The organism is Salinicoccus sp. HZC-1, assembly GCF_046736035.1.
Classification (GTDB): Bacteria; Bacillota; Bacilli; order Staphylococcales; family Salinicoccaceae; genus Salinicoccus.
The window spans coordinates 1,908,200-1,930,046 of the sequence record NZ_CP177130.1 but is presented as its reverse complement, the minus strand read 5'-3'; the positions used below and the strand labels follow the sequence as shown (position 1 = coordinate 1,930,046).

At 42.2% G+C, this 21,847-nt stretch carries 26 protein-coding genes and 1 pseudogene; 18 read left to right on the top strand and 9 right to left on the bottom strand.

Features of this window, described 5'->3' with window-relative positions; all coding sequences use genetic code 11:
* Positions 1-14: 14 nt before the first annotated feature.
* Positions 15-1,055: an NAD(P)/FAD-dependent oxidoreductase gene (locus ACKRAT_RS10150; protein WP_411842298.1), complete on the bottom strand. Its 1,041-nt coding sequence runs from the start codon at positions 1,053-1,055 to the stop codon at positions 15-17.
* A gap of 143 nt (positions 1,056-1,198) precedes the next feature.
* Between ACKRAT_RS10150 and ACKRAT_RS10145 the strand changes: the two genes are divergently transcribed.
* The 5 genes and pseudogenes from ACKRAT_RS10145 (at position 1,199) to dinB (ending at position 4,145) form a co-directional block, all read left to right on the top strand.
* The gene (locus tag ACKRAT_RS10145; RefSeq protein ID WP_411842297.1) at positions 1,199-1,624 is read left to right on the top strand and encodes a hypothetical protein; all 426 of its coding nucleotides are present in this window, start codon (positions 1,199-1,201) and stop codon (positions 1,622-1,624) included.
* A gap of 29 nt (positions 1,625-1,653) precedes the next feature.
* Positions 1,654-1,893, top strand: a pseudogene (locus ACKRAT_RS10140) (helix-turn-helix domain-containing protein); the annotation flags it as partial.
* Positions 1,894-1,924: 31 nt separating this feature from the next.
* The gene (locus ACKRAT_RS10135) at positions 1,925-2,452 is read left to right on the top strand and encodes a DinB family protein (protein ID WP_411842296.1); all 528 of its coding nucleotides are present in this window, start codon (positions 1,925-1,927) and stop codon (positions 2,450-2,452) included.
* 7 nt (positions 2,453-2,459) lie between these two features.
* Positions 2,460-3,008: a DUF3267 domain-containing protein gene (locus ACKRAT_RS10130; protein WP_411842295.1), complete on the top strand. Its 549-nt coding sequence runs from the start codon at positions 2,460-2,462 to the stop codon at positions 3,006-3,008.
* Positions 3,009-3,077: 69 nt separating this feature from the next.
* A complete protein-coding gene (gene dinB / locus ACKRAT_RS10125) occupies positions 3,078-4,145 on the top strand; it encodes a DNA polymerase IV (RefSeq protein WP_411842294.1) in 1,068 nt (355 codons plus the stop codon).
* Positions 4,146-4,151: 6 nt separating this feature from the next.
* Here the strand turns inward: dinB and ACKRAT_RS10120 are convergent, their stop codons facing one another.
* Entirely contained in the window at positions 4,152-5,168 is a 1,017-nt protein-coding gene (locus ACKRAT_RS10120; protein ID WP_411842293.1) for an FUSC family protein, read from the bottom strand.
* 107 nt (positions 5,169-5,275) lie between these two features.
* On the opposite strand from ACKRAT_RS10120, the gene map reads away from it, so the two are divergent.
* On the top strand, positions 5,276-6,031 hold the full coding sequence (gene map, locus ACKRAT_RS10115; protein ID WP_411842292.1) for a type I methionyl aminopeptidase: 756 nt from the start codon (positions 5,276-5,278) through the stop codon (positions 6,029-6,031).
* Between the two features lie 83 nt (positions 6,032-6,114).
* Here map and ACKRAT_RS10110 read toward each other — a convergent pair whose 3' ends face one another.
* The 4 genes from ACKRAT_RS10110 to ACKRAT_RS10095 form a co-directional block, all read right to left on the bottom strand.
* A complete protein-coding gene (locus ACKRAT_RS10110) occupies positions 6,115-6,312 on the bottom strand; it encodes a hypothetical protein (RefSeq protein ID WP_411842291.1) in 198 nt (65 codons plus the stop codon).
* A 68-nt stretch (positions 6,313-6,380) separates the two neighbouring features.
* Positions 6,381-6,947 carry a beta-class carbonic anhydrase gene (locus ACKRAT_RS10105; protein WP_411842290.1) on the bottom strand — a complete coding sequence of 189 codons (567 nt, stop codon included), beginning with the start codon at positions 6,945-6,947 and terminating at the stop codon, positions 6,381-6,383.
* Entirely contained in the window at positions 6,931-7,974 is a 1,044-nt protein-coding gene (locus ACKRAT_RS10100; RefSeq protein ID WP_411842289.1) for a YihY/virulence factor BrkB family protein, read from the bottom strand. The genes ACKRAT_RS10105 and ACKRAT_RS10100 overlap by 17 nt, the downstream gene beginning before the upstream one ends.
* Positions 7,975-8,034: 60 nt before the next feature.
* Entirely contained in the window at positions 8,035-8,355 is a 321-nt protein-coding gene (locus ACKRAT_RS10095; RefSeq protein WP_411842288.1) for a YtxH domain-containing protein, read from the bottom strand.
* Positions 8,356-8,510: 155 nt separating this feature from the next.
* On the opposite strand from ACKRAT_RS10095, the gene ACKRAT_RS10090 reads away from it, so the two are divergent.
* The 8 genes from ACKRAT_RS10090 (at position 8,511) to ACKRAT_RS10055 (ending at position 14,170) form a co-directional block, all read left to right on the top strand.
* On the top strand, positions 8,511-8,711 hold the full coding sequence (locus tag ACKRAT_RS10090) for a DUF1128 family protein (RefSeq protein ID WP_411842287.1): 201 nt from the start codon (positions 8,511-8,513) through the stop codon (positions 8,709-8,711).
* 14 nt (positions 8,712-8,725) lie between these two features.
* Positions 8,726-9,958 carry an aminopeptidase gene (locus ACKRAT_RS10085; protein ID WP_411842286.1) on the top strand — a complete coding sequence of 411 codons (1,233 nt, stop codon included), beginning with the start codon at positions 8,726-8,728 and terminating at the stop codon, positions 9,956-9,958.
* A gap of 70 nt (positions 9,959-10,028) precedes the next feature.
* Positions 10,029-10,184: a hypothetical protein gene (locus ACKRAT_RS10080; RefSeq protein WP_411842285.1), complete on the top strand. Its 156-nt coding sequence runs from the start codon at positions 10,029-10,031 to the stop codon at positions 10,182-10,184.
* 106 nt (positions 10,185-10,290) lie between these two features.
* A complete protein-coding gene (locus tag ACKRAT_RS10075) occupies positions 10,291-10,800 on the top strand; it encodes an acyl-CoA thioesterase (RefSeq protein WP_411842284.1) in 510 nt (169 codons plus the stop codon).
* Between the two features lie 10 nt (positions 10,801-10,810).
* A complete protein-coding gene (locus ACKRAT_RS10070) occupies positions 10,811-11,590 on the top strand; it encodes a RecX family transcriptional regulator (protein ID WP_411842283.1) in 780 nt (259 codons plus the stop codon).
* Positions 11,577-11,897 (top strand): YfhH family protein, encoded by a 321-nt coding sequence (locus tag ACKRAT_RS10065; protein ID WP_411842282.1) that lies wholly within the window; start codon positions 11,577-11,579, stop codon positions 11,895-11,897. Before ACKRAT_RS10070 ends, ACKRAT_RS10065 begins: the two co-directional genes overlap by 14 nt.
* A gap of 4 nt (positions 11,898-11,901) precedes the next feature.
* Positions 11,902-13,401, top strand: coding sequence for a hypothetical protein (locus ACKRAT_RS10060; RefSeq protein WP_411842281.1), 1,500 nt, complete (start codon positions 11,902-11,904; stop codon positions 13,399-13,401).
* Between the two features lie 10 nt (positions 13,402-13,411).
* Positions 13,412-14,170 carry a hypothetical protein gene (locus ACKRAT_RS10055; RefSeq protein ID WP_411842280.1) on the top strand — a complete coding sequence of 253 codons (759 nt, stop codon included), beginning with the start codon at positions 13,412-13,414 and terminating at the stop codon, positions 14,168-14,170.
* A gap of 12 nt (positions 14,171-14,182) precedes the next feature.
* Here ACKRAT_RS10055 and ACKRAT_RS10050 read toward each other — a convergent pair whose 3' ends face one another.
* Positions 14,183-15,160, bottom strand: coding sequence for a metal-dependent hydrolase (locus ACKRAT_RS10050; RefSeq protein ID WP_411842279.1), 978 nt, complete (start codon positions 15,158-15,160; stop codon positions 14,183-14,185).
* 51 nt (positions 15,161-15,211) lie between these two features.
* On the opposite strand from ACKRAT_RS10050, the gene mutY reads away from it, so the two are divergent.
* The 4 genes from mutY to ACKRAT_RS10030 all read left to right on the top strand — a co-directional run bounded on the left by mutY (position 15,212) and on the right by ACKRAT_RS10030 (position 19,282).
* Complete coding sequence (gene mutY / locus ACKRAT_RS10045) at positions 15,212-16,231, top strand: A/G-specific adenine glycosylase (protein WP_411842278.1); 1,020 nt, start codon at positions 15,212-15,214, stop codon at positions 16,229-16,231.
* A gap of 71 nt (positions 16,232-16,302) precedes the next feature.
* Positions 16,303-16,848 (top strand): DUF402 domain-containing protein, encoded by a 546-nt coding sequence (locus ACKRAT_RS10040; RefSeq protein WP_411842277.1) that lies wholly within the window; start codon positions 16,303-16,305, stop codon positions 16,846-16,848.
* A 53-nt stretch (positions 16,849-16,901) separates the two neighbouring features.
* On the top strand, positions 16,902-18,638 hold the full coding sequence (locus ACKRAT_RS10035) for an ABC transporter ATP-binding protein (RefSeq protein WP_411842276.1): 1,737 nt from the start codon (positions 16,902-16,904) through the stop codon (positions 18,636-18,638).
* A 26-nt stretch (positions 18,639-18,664) separates the two neighbouring features.
* A complete protein-coding gene (locus ACKRAT_RS10030) occupies positions 18,665-19,282 on the top strand; it encodes a DNA-3-methyladenine glycosylase (protein ID WP_411842275.1) in 618 nt (205 codons plus the stop codon).
* Positions 19,283-19,314: 32 nt separating this feature from the next.
* Here ACKRAT_RS10030 and ACKRAT_RS10025 read toward each other — a convergent pair whose 3' ends face one another.
* Both ACKRAT_RS10025 and ACKRAT_RS10020 read right to left on the bottom strand, forming a co-directional pair.
* Positions 19,315-20,427, bottom strand: a complete 1,113-nt coding sequence (locus ACKRAT_RS10025; RefSeq protein ID WP_411842274.1) for an FUSC family protein — start codon at positions 20,425-20,427, stop codon at positions 19,315-19,317.
* Between the two features lie 11 nt (positions 20,428-20,438).
* Positions 20,439-21,731 (bottom strand): glutamate-1-semialdehyde 2,1-aminomutase, encoded by a 1,293-nt coding sequence (locus ACKRAT_RS10020; RefSeq protein WP_411842273.1) that lies wholly within the window; start codon positions 21,729-21,731, stop codon positions 20,439-20,441.
* Between the last annotated feature and the right edge of the window lie 116 nt (positions 21,732-21,847).

Below are 21,847 nucleotides of genomic sequence, written 5' to 3'. Positions count from 1 at the left end.
GCGGGTTCTTATTTTTATAAATATGAATAATCATCAAAGTTCAACTCGGTCTCTTCGTTGTTTAAAAACTTTGCAACTTCCCGGCCGAGTACCGGGCTCGCTGTGAGTCCGGTGGAGCCCAGTCCATTGGCAACGAATACGTTATCTTCAACGTAGCCGATATAGGGCATGTAGTCCCGGGCAAACGGTTTAAGTCCGACCATCATATTGATATCCTCGATTTCAGAGTCGGGGAAGTATCGCTGTGCCAATCCCTTAAGGTATTCATAGTTTTCCTGCGAAGGCTCTGTAGAGAAACTCTCTGTCACTTCATGGGTCGTACCGATTGCATATTGGTTGGCACCGAGTTCAACCAGATAGATGGGGCCGAGTGCCATGACGACCGGTGTATCCGATATTTTAACCGTTTCTTTAACTTCAAAGTGGAAAACTTCCGAACGCTGATGCCTGATTTCAGGCTGGTATCCCTGTTCGATGGCCCAGGCACCTGAAGTATAGATTAACAGGCCGGCCGATTTGGAACGGTCAAAATCTTCGTTGATCCATGTCCCGCCATGGTGGAGGAATCCGGCTTTCAAAGCTTTCAGAAGGTTGGCGCCTTCAATCTGGCCGCCGCCTTCTACATAGACGCCGGGATACAGATCCGTCAGATGCGGATGCATATTTTTAACATCTTCTCTTTGCACTTTATATACTTCTCCCATTTCAGGGGCGTTTTCTTTTTTCGAATAAATACGGTTGTACCCTTTCTCCAGAACAGTGTCATCTTTAAACAGGCAAAGGGCACCTTCCCGCTTATAGCCGGTGGAAACTCCGGTTTCCGCTTCTATCGTTTTAACAAATTCAGGATAGTATCTTGCACCCGCCGTCACCAGCCTGTACCAGTTTTTGTTCCGTTTCTGGCTGACCCAGGGACATATGATACCGGCTGAAGCAGCAGTCGCCTGACCCGTGTCCCCACGATCGTATATCGTTACTGTGTGGCCGGCTTTGGCAAGATGATACCCTATGGAGGCACCGGCAATGCCGCCGCCTGCGATTGTGTATGCTGACATGTAAATCACTCCCGCCCAATATTATAACGCAAATGGGGATGGGACATGGGTGAAAAACTTAAGAAATATTTAAGATTTGGATTATAGTTTAATAATTTCTATCAATTATTCTCTGTATATATCAAAATTAAAGGAGAATGATTATGAAACAATTTACGGGTTTATCATTTCTAAGTATTTTACTGCTGGCATTTCTGGGGGTGCCCCGGGTGATCGGACATGATTTGGGCTGGCTGAACGAAGGGACTTTCATAAATGCACTATTCGTCTTTATCCCAGTCATCATATGGGTATCCATCGCAGTGCTGAAAAAAGAGATGCACCCTTTTAGATCGATGCTGGTGCTTGGTGCATTTCATGGGGTGCTGCTGGCGGCGGCACATCAAATATTATGGGGTGCTGCTTTTCCCATGCCGCCCGAACTGGGCGGGAACTTTGTGAACGCCCCGGGATACTTTAAAATTCTAATCCCGAGGAGTGCGGCTGTATTAAGCAGTATCATGACGGGTATAATAATGGGAACAGTACTGGGTTTGGCGGCACTCGTCATAAAAAAGCTTTTAAAATAATTTTATCGGGAAGCCGGGGTGAGCCGATGTCGATAAGACAGCGTTTGCTATTGTCCAATATATTGCTGGTTGTGCTGCACTTTTTATCCACGCACCCCAATCAGGTATTCTCAAGAGAGCACCTGTTTGACAGAATATGGGGTGTGGAAGCTTTCGGGGATCTCAGTACAGTGACTGTCCATATCAGGAAGATCAGAGAGAAAATCGAGAAGGGGGATGAGAAGTTTATAGAAACAGTGTGGGGCGTAGGATATAAATTTTTAAATTGAGCAATATGATGGACCGGGGGAGTGGAGATATATGGATAAAACACTTGAAGAAATTTTCGATGAACTGGAAGCGCTGCGGAATGACTATTTCAGTACCGACGCATTTAATGATGACATATACGAAAGAGTAACCCCGGATAAGTGGAGCGTGGGTGAAGTGATTTATCACTGTTACCTGCTTTTGAGATTAACGCGTCAGCTGTCTGAAATTTATATTCCCTTATCCAGAATGTACATGCATCTGTTACATCGGACTCCGGAACATTATGATGGCAGAATGGAAAACATCTATGCCGGTGAAACGATGAAAGCACCGTTCATACTGATTCCCGATATGAAAAGACAATATTCCAAAGGGGAACTCAGGCTGATGCTGGAGTCGGAAACGGAAAAACTCAAAAAGTGTTTAAAAGACTTGAGCAAAGATGAGTTATACTGGATCAGATATCCGGACCCTGTGCCCGGATATCCGAACATTATACAAACAGTGAAGGTGGCAAAGATCCATGAAGCCCATCACTATGAAATAGTCATGGAAAGGGTGAGAAACCATCGATAAATATGAATTGAACATCTTTGAAGATAAAAAAACGTTAACGACCATTACAGTGATATCATTGGTGGTCACTCTGATACTGCTTGTTCCTGCGCTCTGGGTGGATGGCAGAGTATTCTTTGAACAGTTTACAGAAGGCGGAATTGAATTCACGGTTGCCTTCAGCACAATACTGATCACTTTGGCACTGCTCTTTGCAGTATTTACAATTCACGAGGGCATACATGGCCTTTTCTTCAAATTATTTTCACCCGGATCCAAAGTGAAGTTCGGCTATATGTCCGGCATGCTGTATGCCACGGCACCGGGTGAAGTCTATACCAGAAAACAGTATGCCATCATCATATTGATGCCGTTCATCATCATAACTGCTGTACTGTTATTATTGATGATCACTTTCCCGCACGCTTCCTATAAATACCTGCTCGCCATTCATACGGGCGGATGTGCAGGCGATTTCTATTATGTATATCTGATGATGAAATACAGGAATTTAAAATATGCCGAAGATACCAATGTGGGCATGACCCTGTATGAAATACAGCCGAATAACAATTAACGATAAGCGAACGTTAGTTCGCTTTTATGCTATAATAAAGTGATTAAAAACTATTGTCAGGTGAGGGAAATGGAAAGAAGGATTATTCATATTGATATGGACGCGTTTTTTGCCCAGGTTGAGCAGCGGGACAACCCTGAGTATCGGGGCAAGCCTGTCATCGTCGGCGGAAAATCATGGAGCCGGGGAGTCGTAGCCACAGCGAGTTACGAGGCCAGGAAGTACGGTGTGCATTCTGCGATGCCGACCAAGCAGGCCCATAAGCTGTGTCCCGACGGCATATATCTGCCGCCCAGGTTTGACAGATATAAAGAAATATCCAGAACTGTCCTGGATATTTTCCTTGAATATACTGAAGTCGTCGAACCGCTATCTCTGGATGAGGCATATCTTGATATTACACATCTGGTCTCCCGGGATAGAACTGCGAGATCGATTGCAATCAGCATACAAAAAGAAATATATGATGCAACCAAGCTGACGTCATCCAGCGGCGTTTCCTATAACAAGTATTTGGCTAAAATCGCTTCGGGGATGAATAAACCTGCAGGGACCACAGTATTTCACTATGGCAATGTACAGGATGTATTGAACGGGCTGCCCATCGGGAAATTCCCGGGTGTCGGCCGTGTGACCGAAGAGAAAATGAAGGGCCTCGGCATAAATACCGGTCAGGATCTGTATAACTGGTCGGAAGAAGCACTCATCCAGCAGTTTGGAAAAAGGGGAGAAAGCCTTTATCAGAAAGCGAGGGGCATTGGCACAGCAGAACTGAAGGTCGAAAGGGTCAGGAAATCTGTGGGCAAAGAGACCACTTTCAACTATGACATTAATGACGATGAAGAAATCCTTAAAGTGCTGGAATCATTAAGTGAAAAAGTAAGCGTCAACCTGGACAGGCACCAATTTGCAGGCAGGGTGGTCACTGTTAAGATGAAGACCGCAGACTATGCAACACATACGAAACAGATGATGACGGATAATCCTATTTTTCAGGGGGAGGAGATTTTCCATTATGCTTATTCTTTATATCATGACGTTAAAAGCCCCGAAGAGTCAATCAGGCTTATCGGGGTGAGTGTCTCCCATTTATCGGAACGGACGTACCGCAATCTGACGATATACGACTTTTTATAGATGCCGTTAATCAGTGCTTACTTTTGTGTTCACCTTCTTGGGTTCGCCGGTGGTTTTTTCATGCTGCAGAATCATCTGGTAAATAATTATAATTTCATACAGCACATGAATTTTGAAAGAATCTGCGTCTTCATCCATGCCTCTGATCTGACGCCTTATCGAGCGGATTGCGGGATTGGTCATTTTTAGAGTGGAAAAGTCAGACTCAAGATATTGGATGATTTCATGCAGTGCATCTTTTTCGGCTGAAGAAAAATGGATTGCTATATTTTCAGGCAGATATATTAAATTACCGACATGGGTAAAGTACAGTTTCTTGAATTGGATTTCACGTTCCAGTTTAATCATAAGCCGCATCTCTTCACGTTTTGACTTATGATAGGTAAATTCATCCTGCTGGTATTTCAGAAGTTTTTCCGATTCAGTAATCTGGTTTTGGATATTTCCATACATTTTTTCAGACTGGCGGGATATAAATTTTCCGTCTATCAGCTCCCGGAGTCTTCTTATTAACAGGTTGTGCGTCTGTTTTGTAGTGGAATCGGTAATCTCCTGAATCTGATTCGTATATTTAGGCGGCAGGATTAAAAAATTGACTAAGGTGCTCGTTGCCAGCCCGATCGTAGTCGTTGCCAGGCGGGACAGGAAATTATAAAGATAGGCATCCCCTACAGAAGGAACCATCGCGACTGCTGTAATCCCGGCGACAAGTACACCGGCCTGCAGATTTAATTTATAGGTGATGAAAATCGTCAGTGTCGCTGCGAGCGAATAGGTAAATGCGCTTTCGCCGAATATATAAAGAGACACGACAGCGATAAAGGCGCCGATGATAGAGGCGGGAAACCTGACATACGCTTTTTTAAGTGAAGCATAAGCAGTCGGCTCTATCGTAACGATTGCTGTAATGACAGCGAATATCGGTGGTAAATTCAGCGCCATGCAGATGATTGCCGTCAGGAATGTAGAAATACCGGTTTTTATAATTCTTGGTCCAATAATTTTACGAATATCGAAAGTCATATAATAACTTCTTTCTCTGTAATTTTGAGCTGTAATGACAGTATAGCATGGAGAATTTGTTATAATAATAAATGAAAAAATATTTTTAAAAGTAAGTAGGGAATAAAATGATTATCAAAACTGATGAAGAACTGAAACACCTTGAAGAAATTGGTCAGATTTGCGGCAAAGTGCTTAAATCACTTGTAGAATCCGCAGAAGTGGGAATGACGACTAAAGAGCTTGATGATATCGGAGGTAAACTGCTCAAAGAAATGGGAGCAGAAAGTGCACCGATCAGTGAGTATGACTTTCCGGGATATACGTGTATCAGCGTCAATGAGGAAGTTGCACACGGCATACCGGGAAAGCGCGTGCTTAATGACGGGGATATTGTAAATGTTGACGTATCCGCCAAGAAAAATGGATACTTTGCCGATACGGGCATTTCATTCATTGTCGGTGAAAGCGAAGATCCGATGAAGCAAAAAGTCGTGGATATTTGTGAAGCAGCCCTGGATGAAGCCCTCAAAAAGATTAAACCGGGTACGAAAGTCAGCCAGATCGGCAGGGCGGTTCATAAGGTTGCACGCAAAAATGGACTGAAAGTAATAAAAAACCTGACAGGCCATGGTGTCGGCAAGAGCCTGCATGACGCACCGCAGCATATTATGAACTACTATGAGCCGACGAACAACGAACTGCTGAAAGAGGGAATGGTCATCGCAGTTGAGCCATTCATATCTTCCAATGCGTCATTTGTAACTGATGGCAAAAATGACTGGGCATTCGAAACAAAAGACGGCAGTTTTGTAGCACAGAAAGAACATACGATTTTAGTGACAAGCGAAGGTCCCAAACTGCTGACGCTCGTTGAAGAATAAAAATAAAAGCTGATTCTCTAAGTCATTAGAGAACCAGCTTTTTTTCATCCTTCTATACTAAATCCCTTGAATGCAGTAGCACTCTAGAGCGCTTTCTTCTTGTCATCAGGATTGTCTGCATCTTCCGGTAATTGATCTTCCAGAAGGACTTCATCGGTATTTTGGGGAGTCTCTTCATCAAGATGTCGGTCGAGTAAGTCATTCAGAGCAGAGCCTCCGCCGCCTTCGTTGAGCATACGGTCAATACCGCGTTCGGGAGTACCTCTTTCCTTGATACGCATCTCTATCCCCTCCTTACCTATATTATACCTCAAAATGGTGTAAAATAACACCCGTTATACGAATTCTTTTAACTATTTTCATAACCATCGATGACCAGATCCACTTTCCCGTCATCGGGGCTGATCACCAATCCATGTACTGGAATATCCGGTACCATAAGAGGGTGGTTGCGGACTTTTGCAACATTCTCAGTGATGCTCTCTTCGACACTGTCAAACCCTTTAAGCCACTCTTTGATATCAATGCCGGAATGTTTCAGGGTTTCAAATACATTTGGATTCACACCGCGTTTTTCCATCTCTGCCATAACGGGTTCCGGCTGGAGTGCTCCAAAACCGCAATCATGGTGACCCATAAGGACCACTTCATCGGCTCCAAGCATATATACTGCAACCAGAATACTTCTCATCGTACTGCCGTAAGGGTGGGAAATCATTGCACCGGCATTCTGGATGTGTTTAATATCTCCATTTTTAAGGCCGAGTGCTTTAGTGGAAAGTTCAGTCAGTCTCGTATCCATACAGGAAACAAGGACCATCTTCTTATCCGGCGATTTTGTCGTTTTGTAATTCTCGTACTCTTTGTTTTCTACGAACTGCTGATTGAATTCAAGCAAATTATGCAATAGACTCATCTTTTGTGCTTTCCTCTTTCTCTTTTCGTAAAGTACGCTTATGCATGATTGCATTGATCTGTGCGCCTAATATTATTATAACACCAGTGATATATAACCATAAAATCAAAATGATCACACCGGCGATGCTTCCGTAAGTTGCGGAGTAGTTACTGAAGTTTGAGATATAGAAACTGAACCCCCATGATGCAAGGAGGAAAGCGATCGTCGTAAATATGGTTCCCGGGATAACCGACTTGATGCCCAGTTTAATATTTGGTGCGGTAGTATACATCACAAGGAATACTACGAATACGAGCAGTACAGGCAGAATGCTTCTTACCAGATTCCACAATGTCTGGAACTGGCTGTCGAGTCCGATGACGCCAAACATCAGGTTGCCGATCTGTTCACCAAATACAATCAATGCAAATGTCAGTATGACCGAAAGTGCAAGGATAATTGTAAAAAATATTGAAAAGAGTTTTGCCACTATGAAATTTCTGTCGTCCTCTACGTCATAAGCGACGTTGAAAGCATTCATCAGAGCTGTCATACCGTTCGAAGCAGACCACAGCGTAACGATTAAACCTACTGAGAGCAGGCCGCCGCTGGATGAACTCATGACGTCGGATATGATCTTATCCAGCATACCGGCAATATCAGACGGTGCATAATCTTGAATCATCTGGGTGATTGTTGCCTGATCTATCTGGAATAAAGGCACCAGTGTCAGCAGGAAAATCAGCAGTGGGAAGATTGCCAGCAGGAAATAATAGGCAAGCTGTGCCGCCATGCCCGATGTATTATCTTTGGAAAACTTAAACATTAACCTTTGAAGGAAATTAGGATCTTCTTTTATTTTTGCGGGCTTATTGATTTTTGAAACGTATAATTCTTGATTCGATTTCTTTGGTGTTTTTGATTTGAATTTTACATCCTCAACGAATGTTTCATTGTTTTCATTTGAAGCGTTTTTTGTTTTTTCCTGTCTTTCGGACTGTTTTGCTTCATTCAAATAATCTGAGTTTGAATTTTTTTCTGCCATAAACCTCACCTCTTTATCAAAAAAGGGCCAACTCCTGGTCAGCCCTTCTGATATTTTATTCTAATTCAAATTTTTCTGATCGCGCTTTTTCATAAACGTATCTTTGGCGTCCTTGATGGATTCCTCTAATTCCGGATTGTTTTGTCTGATTTCTTCGATTGTTTCTTTCCAGAATTTCGCTTCTTCCTTAAGGGAATCGAATTTAGATGACTGCCCCGAGTTGGAAGATAACTTCTGTTTTGCCTCATCCGGATTTTTGGCATAATATTTAAGATCTTTAGTGTTGCTCATTACTGATTCCCTTGTGCCCTTATCAATTAAGCTGAGGCCTGCACCGACTGCAGCACCAATCAAGATTGCAGGAATAATTTTGTTTTTCATTTTCATTCTCCTTTTTAGTACTTGTCATAGTTGCTTATATCCATTCTAAAACAATTTTAAACTATATTCATCCAATATTACGATTTTAAATTTTATTATCAATAGAACTTTGTTAATATAAATATGTCAATAGAAACGATATGGAGGGCTTACGAATGGATAAAAGCAAGATGCTGGAAGAAATTGAAGATAAGCTGAAAGTAGTAAACAAAGGGATGTTCAGACCCGAAGATTTCGATGACGCAAACATTGAGGAAATCGAAGAAATACACAATATGGTTAAAAGCAGGTCAACAATTTCTGCTATAGAACAATCTGCAATTATTGAAGAACTCTCAAAACTCAGGAAGTTATAAAGGAGGAAGCATTTTTGAAGAAACTTGATGAAAAGCTGGATAAATATGCCGATTTACTTGTGGAAGTCGGCCTGAATGTACAAAAAGACAGCCGTGTTTTTGTAAGATCAAGTGTCGATGCGCTGCCTTTAATCAGACGCGTAACAAAAAAGGCATATGAAAAAGGGGCGAAAGAAGTTAAAGTGAGTCTTTCTGATGATACTTTAACCCGTCTGCATGCTGATTATCAGACGAAAGAAGAACTCAGTACCATTCATCAGTGGACGATTGATGAAAGAATGCATTATTCGGATGAAAAGGCAGGGTTCTTAAGCATTACATCCTCCTCTCCTGAACTGCTGAAGGGTGTGGCTCCTGACAAACTGCAGGAGATGCAGATCGCCTCCGGAAATGCATTCAAAGACTTCTCCAACCGTATACAATCCGACTATCACAGCTGGTGTGTCGCAGGCTATCCATCTGTTGAGTGGGCAAAGCTTGTTTACCCGGATAAAAGTGACGATGAGGCGGTAGAAGCACTGCTGGACCTCATTTTATACACTGTGCGTGCAGATACTGAAAATCCGGTTGAAGCATGGGAAGAACTGGATCGGACACTTCATGAGAAAGTGGACTATCTGAATGACAAAAAATATAAAGCATTAAGATATGAAGCGCCCGGAACGGACTTTGTAATGCAGCTGCCTGAAGGCCACCTATGGGCCGGGGCTTCAAGTGTCAATGAAGACGGAGAGCGTTTTATGGCCAACATGCCGACTGAAGAAGTTTTCAGCGTGCCTGAGAGGACAGGGGTGAACGGATATGTATCGAATACATTGCCTCTGAGCCATGGCGGCAACATCATCGATAATTTCAAGCTTACATTCAAAGAGGGTAAAGTGGTGGATTTTGAAGCGGAAACCGGTTATGAAGTGCTTGAAAATCTGCTTAATACAGACGAAGGTTCAAGATATTTAGGTGAAGTCGCTCTTGTGCCGGATGATTCACCGATTTCTAATACGGGTAAATTATTCTATAACACATTGTTCGATGAGAATGCTTCATGCCATATCGCTTTGGGCAGTGCGTATGCTTTCTGTATCGAAGGCGGGAAGTCCATGTCCCGGGAAGAACTTGAAAAAGCTGGATTGAATGACTCGATCAGCCATGTCGACTTTATGATCGGTTCTGAGGAACTGAACATCTATGGCATCGATGATCAGGGAAAAGAAACAAAAGTTTTCGAAAAAGGTAACTGGGCGTTTTAAATTATTGATGCAAAAAGGGAAATATATGATAGAATTGAATTAATACGAAAAGTTCAATAGGAGGATACCTATGGGTTTTGGAATGATGTTTTTAGTTCTTGTAGCATTCGTTTTTGCGATATTCGCTTTCGCAGGAGTATTGTCATACTTCCTGACTAAAGCTCTTCCTGGCAAGGATGCACTTATAATCGATACTCCGGAAGAAGCGCTGGAACGTAAAATTTAATTTATCATAATAGGTAAATGACTTTCAGGAAGGGATATCGCTTATCCCTTCCTTTTTTCTTGTTTAAAATATGCTATTATAGTAGTGCTCAATATGGAGGGATAGTATGGAAAAGAAAATGTCTGAATCTTATACAGTGAAGACTGCAAATGTTTTACCACCGGATACAAATAATCATAATACATTGTACGGCGGCAGATTGATGGAATACATAGATGATGTGGCTTCGATTGCGGCCAGACGTCACTCAAAATCGAAAGTGGTGACGGCATCCATCGATTCGGTTGATTTTCTTGAGCCGGTCAATTTGGGAGAAGTTGTTACTTTGGAGGCGATGGTCACCCACACAGGCAATTCCTCAATGGAAGTGTTGGTGAAAATTTCAAAAGAGGACCCGGAGAATTCAGGGGACGCTAAACTCGCGGCTTTCAGCTTTTTGACATTTGTGGCATTGAGTGATGACAAGAAACCAATCAAAGTGCCGCAGTTAATAGCGGATAATGACAGACTGAAATGGCTGGATGAAACAGGTGAAGAAAGAGCTGAACATCGTCTCCACAGACGTGATAGATCTAAAGCGCTCAGAGAGTTTTTTGCAAAAGATCTTCTGGATTAGGGGTGTTTAAATGCGCGTTGCAAAGGTAGTTGAACTTAAGCGGGGCATGTTCAAAATAGTGATGGACAATGGTGATTCTTTTAAAGCACATGAGGAGTCACTGGTGAGATACCGTCTGATAACCGGTACTGAATTTGACGAAGCAGAGTATAATCGCGTACTGAATGCAATCCAATATGATAAAGCATATGTGGATGCTCTAAAATATATCAGTTACAAACTGCGTTCTGTCAGTGAAATGAGAAAGCACCTGAATGAGGATTATGAAGCGGAAATAGTTTCTCAAACCATTCATCGCCTCAAAGACGAGGGGTATCTCAATGACAGCCATTATGCCGAAGCATTGAAGAACACTATGCTTAACACTGGCGACAAAGGGCCGACAGCCCTTCAGAGAGAACTGAAAAAACACCAGGTTGATGAAGATATCATCGTCAGAATGGTGGATATATTCGACTCTGAAATAGATGCAGAACGTATGAACAAGATAAAAGATAAAGAACTTAAAAGACACAAGGGTGCCTACCGGCAGTTTAAGATGAAATTGCAGGAAAAGCTCTACCAAAAAGGGTACACTAAAGATCACATGGGGATGATTTCATTTGATGATGATGCATTTGATGAACAGTCCCATTTTGAGAAAGACTTCGAAAAGTATTACAATAAGCATATGAAGAAAGACACCACCCATGCCTCAAAACAGAAGCTTATCCAGGCATTGATGCGGAGAGGCTATGATTACGGTATGATTCAGGAAAAGTTAGGCGGTATAGAAGATGAGTTCATTTAATACAATGACAAGACGGGAAATAGAGGCTTACATCGTTGAAAAACGAGAAAAAATGCGTAAAGCGGAAATGATGGGCGTTGAAAATGAGTACAGGGTGCTCGAACGCCAGGTGCTTATTGCAGAGAGCTATTTAATAGATCTGTCCCTTATCGAGCCGGGGAAAATCTATAAGATAATCAGTAACGAAGATTTTTATTTTAAGGTAGAATATATAAAAGGGATTTTCGCATGGGGCTTTTATGTCGGTGGAGATGAGAAAGAGACGGGTATTCCAGTGAGCATGCTCCAGTTGAGTAAGAAAGGTTGATTCGATGCATGACATCATTCTGCTCAGGGCATTAAACCTGACGTATGCTAAAGAACCGGTAAAGTTTAAGGACCGTATGCTCGGCCGGGTAGAGGGTCTGATGTTAAAAGATGTCACATTTCACCTTTATAAAGGAGAAGTGCTTGGTATTCTGTCGGACTATGAATCACTTTACTATTTAAAAGAAGTAGTCAGCGGCACACTTGATGTTACTAAAGGAAAGATAAAAACAAAGAGCTCGATTCTCAGTCTGGATGTCATGGATCACATTCACCATAGACATCCGGTTAGTATTTTCGTGGCAGAACTTCTGGACGAATATATGAAACCGGGGGCTGTTAAAGATGCCATTGAAGAATTGAAAGAGCAGCCGCTCTTCAGAAAAACGTGGACAATCCCCGTCAAAGATTTATCACGCAGGGAAATCGCATTAATATTGATAGAAATATCCAAAGTGACGGATGCAGAAATCATAATATATTGTAACATGTACCGGCATTTGACCAAGCAGGATGCAGAGATGTTCAAAAAAGTGGTGAATAACCAAGAAAAGGCAGAGCGGGGCATACTCCTTTTGGAGAGTGATATTGAACCGATCAGCACGCTGGCAAATTACTTTGTCTGGATCAGTTATGGACAAACACGCTATGACGGCAGTGTTAAAAAAGGTGTAGATACATACAATGACTACATGAGGAAGAAGAGCCAGCTCAAAAGTCTGGATGAAGAAGCTTTGTTTGACCTTGAATGGAAACAGAATGTTTCTGAATATGCGAGGTACAAGCACTCGCTTAAAAGATTGAGCCGTAAGCAGACCGGTGTCATCGACGGCCTGAACATCCGGAAAATCATAATTTCCGTCGTATTGCTCTTTATCATGATGATGTCCAGTTTCATTATTTTTATGGATATCAACTTCACGGGATCTGCGAATACCAATCAGGATCAGACTGTTACGGTGCCGGATGAAGAAGCGGCAATTGACAGAACCTACTATGCTCTGACGGCAGAAGATGAAATGAAGCTCGGCGATCAGGTCCTCTCTCATTTAAGCCTGGTTGAGGTTGAATCAAATCAGGAAGAGAACTATACGGTGATTCTCGATGGTGAGGAATTCGAAGTGGATGCAGACAAGCTGATTTACTTTAATCCGGCGAGCCTGTACCCTGATGCGGCCTTTGAATCACTGCTTCCCTACACAAATGAGCGGTTCGTTGACGCCTACCAGTTCTACAGTAAATATTTGGGCAGGGAAAAAAGCGCAGTAGTGGAAGACTTTGATTTATCATCATCGGATGAAAGGCATGCGTCAGTTTCAGGTTTTCCTGTCACATATCACTTCAGGAACGGGGGCGTATTTTCGATGACGCTTCCCGCTTCGAATATAGAAGGGTTATATAAAGAATTTGGAATTGAATCTGAAGATGTCATTTTCAGAATGCAGGGCGGCGGATATATGATTTTAGACGCCTCAAGCGAAACATGGGTTTACATTAAGATATAGGAGGGGCAGGATGAACTTCAAGGCGAAATATTTGTGGAGACAATTCTTAGATCAGACGGGATACTTTTCAAAGCACAATTTAACCCCCCTCCTCATATATGCCATAGGACTGATTTTCCTTTTACTGGCCGTGACAATTATGGGACCGCAGAAAATCATCCAATATTTATATACGATTGTTGGTCTGATGGCGGCGGTCTGGCTTTTCAGTATGGTTGTTTTAAACAGGAATGCCTCCTTTTACAAAGATTCGGTAGTCAAAGTGAATTATATGCCGGTATATATAAGGATGCTGCCCACAATCATTTTCCAGACTTTCATATTTGTCATGTTTACGGTGCTATACAGTGCTTTTACTGCACTGGTTGTGGATGACTGGATGATCAACATTTTCTCATTGCTTTACTACACGCTGTTGGGTGTGATTCTGATCGTACCGTTCATCTGTGTTTTCCTAACAGTTGAAACACCAAATCTGAATAAGTTGAACGTGCTGGTTTTTGTAGTGTTGGTGCTTGTTGTTCCGGTACTTTACCTGCCTGACTCAATACCCGGTGTTCTTGAAAATATATTAAGCCTGAATCCGTTCTATTATGTGATAAACAGCCTTCAGGCAAATGCTGTTCAAATCGCCTGGAGCATAAACAGATTACCGCATGATATTTTATTCTTTGCGCAAATTATATTTTTATATTTATGGATGCTTGAATTTTACAGTAAGATGAAGTTTACTTTATATCAGTTCAGAAAAAAACGACAGGATGTCTGACATTCTGTCGTTTTAGTTATTTATCAGTTTTCGCTGCAGTTTACTTTCTGAGAATACCCAGCCGGTGTAACTGTGGATAATCTCATTATCATTCTTATCCAGCTGCATGATACATACGAATGGATAATGCCCGTCTTTTAAGTACCTGAGGTCAATGTACCTGATTTCAACCAGATCTTCAGACAGTTCTTTGACCTCATAGCGGTAGATGGATGAGAAAAATGTGAAAGCTTTAAAATTGATATCTTTTTTCACCGCTTCAAATATTTCCTGTTCGATCGGTGCACTTTTGTTGAACCGGTCATAAAATATTATGTTACCGCGGAAGCTCCGCCCGACATAATAGGAATGCTGTGTAACGGCAACCAGACGCCATTCAAAGAAATGGATGGTCGGCATACAGAACACCCGTGTAATATATTCGTTGGGAAGCTGCCGTTCCACTTTCCTGTTTATCAATTGCTGCATGCTCGCGCGGGCCAGGTAATAGACGAACATTACACCGTACAGAATGAAAAAGAGCAGGACGGGTGACATTCCTAGGAACCACAGGATAAAGTAGAGTGCATGCATGACAATGATCGGCAGGTCCACTGTATTAATCACACCGAGTTGTATCCATGTATCGCTTATGGGTCTTAAGGCTTGCGTGCCGTATGAATTAAATATATCCACGAATACATGTAAAAATACTGCAAACTGTATCCATAGGTACATATTTAATGCAGGGAGATCAAAAAGCATTACAGATAAGACGGTTAATAGTACCGGCCATATGAAAAATGTAAATGGCAGGGAATGGGTGATTCCGCGGTGGTGGGTAATGTAGACCGCATTATTCTTCATTTTCATAACCGTGTCAATATCAGGTACGAGTGAAGCGCCTACAACGGTAGTGATGAAACCTACAGATATAGGATCGACTGCCGGGTCCATCGCTGCCAGACCGACGATTGTTCCACCCATTAAAGTATGTGTTAAAGTATCCATATTAAGCTCCCCATTCAAAAGAGAAATATTTATGTAGAGGAAGGTATCAGCATGCTGAACATTTCGGATTTTAATAATAACCTATTGGACTGGTATCAGGCAAACAAAAGAGACCTGCCATGGCGGCGCACGAATGATCCATACCGCATTTGGCTGAGTGAGGTCATGCTGCAGCAAACACAAGTCATTACTGTTATACCCTATTTTGAGAAATTCATAACCAACTATCCGAGCCTGGATGCCCTCGCGGATGCGGATGAACGGCGTTTATTGAAAGACTGGGAAGGGCTCGGCTACTATAACAGGATAAGGAACTTCCATGCTGCGGTCAAAGAAGTGCAGAGTACATATGGTTCTGAAGTTCCGAATAACCCTGAATCATTTTTCAAGCTGAAAGGCGTGGGCCCATATATCGGCGGAGCGGTGCAGAGTATCGCTTTCAATAATCTGCTTGCTGCTGTTGACGGGAATGTACTTCGTGTAATGGCGAGGCTTAATCTGGATTACCGGGATATGACAAAAGCTTCTGTTCAAAAATCCATAAAACATGAAATTGAAAGCATTATGCCGCTTGAAGCAGGTGATTTTAACCAGGCATTGATGGAACTCGGAGCAACAATATGTACTCCCAGAGCACCCAAGTGCATAATGTGCCCGGTCCAGGAACATTGTGAGGCGTATCGGGCAGGGGAAGTCGCTGAACTGCCGGTGAAGAAAAAAGCAAAAGCCAAGAAGGAAATATATTATAATGTGTATTTTATACTGAATGATAAAGATGAAATTATATTAAGAGAGCAGCAGGGGGCACTGCTGCAGGGGATGTACGAACTGCCCAAATATGACATCGACACTTCGGTGGAATCCATTGAAGAAGCGCTCGGGCTGACACTTGACCACCCGAACATTCATGTGGGCAGCGGGAAGCATGTATTTACCCATCAGGTATGGTATATGGAAGGATATGTGTTATATACAAAGGATGCACATCCAGATTTTATCGCTCTCAATGAAGTGGAAGAACTGCCGATGAGTAAAGCGATGCAAAAAATTTACAGACAGCTGGAAGCATAAAATCAAACAATGTGAATATAAATAGACCTATGATATAATATAAAAGTATTATTAAAAAGGTGGTGTGGAATATGGGTTTCGAATCCATACCGAAAGAAGGCAGCAGGGTTAAAATCCAAAGCTATAAGCACGATGGGAGCATCCACCGGGTATGGTCCGAAACGACTATTCTTAAAGGAACCGACCATGTAGTGATCGGAGGCAACAACCGCACTCTGGTTACTGAAAGTGATGGACGCACCTGGGTGACCCGGGAACCTGCAATCGTCTACTTTCATGTAGATTTCTGGTTTAATGTAATCTGCATGTTCAGAGAAGATGGAGTTTATTACTACTGCAATCTTTCCTCACCTTTTGTCTATGATGAAGAAGGATTGAAATATATCGATTATGACCTGGATATAAAAGTGTATCCTGACGGCAAATATCATCTGCTGGATGAAGATGAGTACCGTCTTCATAAACAGCGTATGAACTACCCAGATGACATAGACAAAATTTTGAGGCGTAATGTAGATGTTCTCCAGCAATGGATCGAGAGGAAAAAGGGACCTTTCGCTCCAGATTTCATTAAAGTTTGGCAGCAGAGATTCAACAACGATTTTAAATCATACTAAAGATCAATCAACTGGCTTCAGTTGATTGTTTTTTTGGAAAGGGAAGTTTTTAATTGATTAGACGTTATCTACAATTTGTAAAGCCGTATACGTGGCTGATTGTGCTGACGATCATCATCGGTATATTGAAGTTCGGCATTCCGCTGCTCCTGCCGCTCTTGATCAAATATGTAATTGACAGCATTATACTTGCTGAAGGTCTGACAGTTGATGATAGGGTGAACATGTTGATCCGGATCCTCCTGATTTTCTCCTTCATCTTCGTAATTATCCGTCCACCGGTCGAGTATTTCAGACAATACCTGGCCCAATGGACGAGTAATAAAATATTATATGACATCAGAAAGAAAATGTATGGCCACTTACAGATGTTAAGCGCAAAGTTTTATTCGAACAGTAAAGTCGGGGAAATCATCTCCCGGGTGATTAATGACGTCGAGCAGACGAAAGATTTCATTATGACAGGATTGATGAATGTCTGGCTTGATCTCGTTACAATCATCATTGCACTTGTAATTATGTTTTATATGAATGGTGAGCTGACACTTGTCTCTATGATAATCTTCCCATTTTATATATTCGGTGTCTGGTACTTCTTCGGCAGATTAAGAAGACTGACGCGGGACAGATCTCAGGCACTGGCGGAAGTACAAGGGTTCTTACATGAACGGATCCAGGGAATAAATGTTATTAAAAGCTTTGCTGTGGAAAAGAATGAAGAAGGCCGTTTTAATGAGAGGAACAGCAATTTTCTTGAGAAAGCGACGGATCATTCAAGGTGGACGGCAAGAAGCTTTTCTGTTGTAAACACCATTACAGATATTGGACCCTTGCTCGTGGTAGGTTATGGTGCATACCAGGTAATACAAGGCAATTTGACCGTTGGTACACTGGCAGCATTTATCGCATATTTAGACAGATTATACGGACCGCTTCGCAGACTGGTTTCCTCATCTACAACACTGACTCAGAGTATTGCTTCCATGGACAGGGTATTTCAGCTGTTTGATGTAAAATACGATGTGAAGGACCGTGAGGATGCGAAAGAATTGAAACACACGGATGGCAATATCGAGTTCAGTAATGTCGGCTTCGATTACGATGGTGAAGATACAAACATATTAAAAGATATCAATTTTAATGTAAAAAGCGGTGAAACCGTCGCCTTTGTCGGTATGAGCGGCGGGGGCAAATCGACCCTGGTCACTTTAATCCCGCGGTTCTACGATGTCACCGAAGGAAAAGTGATGCTGGATAACACGGATATAAGGAATTACACCATAGAGTCATTGAGGAATAATATTGGACTCGTGATGCAGGACAATATCCTGTTTTCAGATTCAATTCTGGAAAATATTATGCTTGCCAACCCGGATGCGACGGAAGAGGAAGTCATAGAAGCTTCTAAAAAAGCGAATGCCCATGAATTTATCATGGATCTTCCGGAGGGTTATCACACTGAAGTGGGTGAACGGGGAGTTAAATTGTCCGGCGGACAAAAGCAGCGTATCGCAATTGCCAGAGTGTTCCTCAAGAATCCTCCGATTCTGATACTGGATGAAGCGACAAGTGCATTGGATCTGGAAAGTGAAAGCATTATCCAGGATACACTGGTGAAACTTTCCCATAACAGAACAACAATCATAGTTGCACACAGACTCTCGACAATTACGCATGCCGACAGGATTTTTGTTATGAGCAACGGTAAAATCAAAGAATCCGGTTCACACTTGGAATTAATGAATAAGCAAAGTGCCTACTACGATCTATACAGTATTCAAAACTTATAAATTAATGAATTTTAAAGGATGAGTTTATGAGTGGACAAGTAGATATATCATTTCTACAGCATGATACTCTGGAAGCGGCTAAAAATTTACTGGGCAAAGAAATTGTGACTAGAGTAGAGGGTGAAATCACCAGTGGATTCATCACAGAAGTGGAAGCCTATTTGGGTCTCGATGATCGCGCAGCCCATACATTCGGCGGCAAAGTCACTAAGAAGAATGAAAAGATGTTCAATGAATATGGACATATTTATGTATACACCATGCATGGGCATAATTGTATGAACTTCCTGACCAAAGAAAAAGAACAGCCTGAAGGGATATTGATCCGCGGCATAGAGCCGAATACCGGAAAGGATGTAATGATTCAGAGAAGAGGACGGGAACAGAATTTAACCGATGGCCCCGGTAAATTGACCAAGGCGCTTGGTATTAAAAGAGAGCTGCACAATGGAATGGAACTGAACAACAATGTTTTGAAGCTGATGGAAGGCAGAACTCCCGCCATTATCGAAGCGACGAAGCGGATCGGAATTGACACTAAAGAAGAAGCGGTGGATTTTCCGTATCGTTTCATTGTGAAAGGAAACCCCCACGTAAGCAGATTCAAAGGCAAAATCAAAGAAAATAATGGCTGGAAAGACTAAAAAGCAGGTATCCGAATTCGGATACCTGCTTTTTATATATCGAGTGTCTCATCCTGAATATTGATCTTATTATTATCCGCATGGAATCTGAAGAAGCTGGATGCCAGCCTGTCCAATCTGTCGAGTGAGTTGGAATATTCATGTATGGAAGAAATCACTTCCAATACGTTCTCGTACTGTGTCTTTTCCTCTTCTGTTTCAGCTTCATTATATAATGTAACGAAGTTATCCATCATGGAATATTCGAATTGATTATCGACGTCATAGACATCAGATGGTACTTCAGGTTTTATCTTTTCAGTGATTTTCATAAATATCTGTTCATGATAGCCCATAAGCTGTTCCAATTCATATTTGATCCTGTATCTGAAATCTTCATCAAGATGATTATAATCATTTTCAAATCTATTGATCTTTCTCAATAACTCGAAAGCTCTTCTCGTTGAAGAAATAAGCTGCTGGAAAAGTATCTTACGGCGTGCTTCGGCAAAATATCTTCTAGTAAAATAGTTCTTTTCTTCCCGATACCAGAGATACATGGTTTCAAGAGTCACCACTCTTGTTCTGAGTGATTCAATATCTTTTTTCACAACCTGATATTCACTCACAGCATTCAATTCCAATCGAATCCACTTGAAAATATCGCTCGTGATGTTAAAGCAGTTATGGTACATCTTCGTTTCGTACTTGGGAGGTATAAAAATGATATTAACTATCAGTGAGCAAAGTACACCAAGCATAACGAGTGAAAATCTTGCGCCTGCTGCCTCGAGAAATTCAATTGTTGATGTATCGTCCATAATTGTAGGTGCATCCATAATTGCAATCATAGTGACAACAGCAAGTGTGGATACACTTTGCAGGTTGAAGAAAAGAAGGATTGCGAGCACCAGTATTACAGTAAGACCGATTATTATAATATTATTGCCGAATAAGAGTACCATCACAATCGCTGATATCGCACCGAGGGTGTTCCCCTGGAATTGTTCCCACAGTCTTTTAGCTGAGCGGTGGACGTTTGGCTGCAGAGCGAAGACCGCAGCGATAGCGGCAATCAATGTTGGTTCCAGATTTAATAATTTGGCGATAAGCAGAGTGAATACAACTGTAACTCCGGTTTTGAAAACTCTAGCACCAAAGCGCATGGCACCATCTCCTATAAATCATTTTTGAAAACTTCTTCAACTATGGAAAGTGTTTCTTTAATGTCATCTTCAGTATGTTCTGTTGTGATGAACCAGGCTTCATACTTGGATGGTGCAATATTAATTCCTCTGTGAATGAGACCATTAAAGAATTTGGAGAAGATTTCACCGTCACTCTCTTCAGCCATATTATAGTTTGTCACTTTTTCATCAGTGAAGTAAATAGTCAAAGCGCCGACCAGACGGTTGATGGAAGCAGTGATATTATACTTTTCAATAAGTTCAACGAGCCCGTCTTCAAGTATTTTTCCCAGGCGGTCCAGCTCTTCATAAACACCGGGCTTTTCCAATACCTCCAGGCAGGCCAGACCGGCTGCCATGCTGAGTGGATTACCTGCCATAGTGCCTGCCTGATACGCCGGACCGAGCGGCGCGACATTTTCCATTATATCAAGTCTGCCCCCATAGGCACCGATTGGCGTTCCGCCACCGATGATTTTTCCCATTGCAGTCAGATCCGGTTCAACATTGAGCAGATTTTGTGCACCGCCGTACATAAAACGGAATGCAGTGATAACTTCATCATAGATGACCAGTGAGCCATTGTCATGCGCCACGTGGTTCACTTCTTCGAGGAAGCCTTCAAAAGGTTCAACAATGCCGAAGTTTCCAACGATCGGTTCGACGAGTACAGCAGCGATTTCATCTCCGAAATGATTCATTGCTGTTTTAAAATCTTCTATATTATTAAACGGTACTGTAATGACATCCTCGGCAACACCTTTTGGAACACCTGCAGAGTCCGGCGTGCCGAGTTGGGCAGGGCCGCTGCCGGCTGCAACCAGTACTAGATCAGAGTGGCCATGGTAGCAGCCTTCAAATTTAATGATCTTGTTACGTTTCGTATAAGCGCGTGCAACCCTGATTGTGGTCATCACTGCTTCCGTTCCCGAATTGACGAATCTTACACGTTCCAATGAAGGGATTGCTTCTTGAATTTTTTTAGCAAAATCAATTTCAAGTGTCGTAGGTGTTCCGTATAATATCCCTTTGCTGCTTTGCTCGGAAATCGCCTCGTGGATGCGGGGATGGCCGTGTCCTGTGATGATCGGGCCGTAGGCAGCCAGGTAATCTATATATTTATTGCCGTCTACATCATAAAAATATGCACCCTCGGCACGGTCCATCACGACAGGTGCGCCGTCGCCCACTGCTTTATATGACCTGGAAGGGGAATTGACTCCTCCCAATATTGTCTTGTTTGCTTCTTCTTTAAGTGCTTTTGATTTTTCGTGAGTGAACATTCGTTTCCATCCTTTAGCTGCAATTTTTTATATTATGTATTCTACCACACATACCTGCCATTATTAAGTGAGTGTAATTGTGTTGTGAGTTCTTTGAAAGTCCGTTATCATCAATA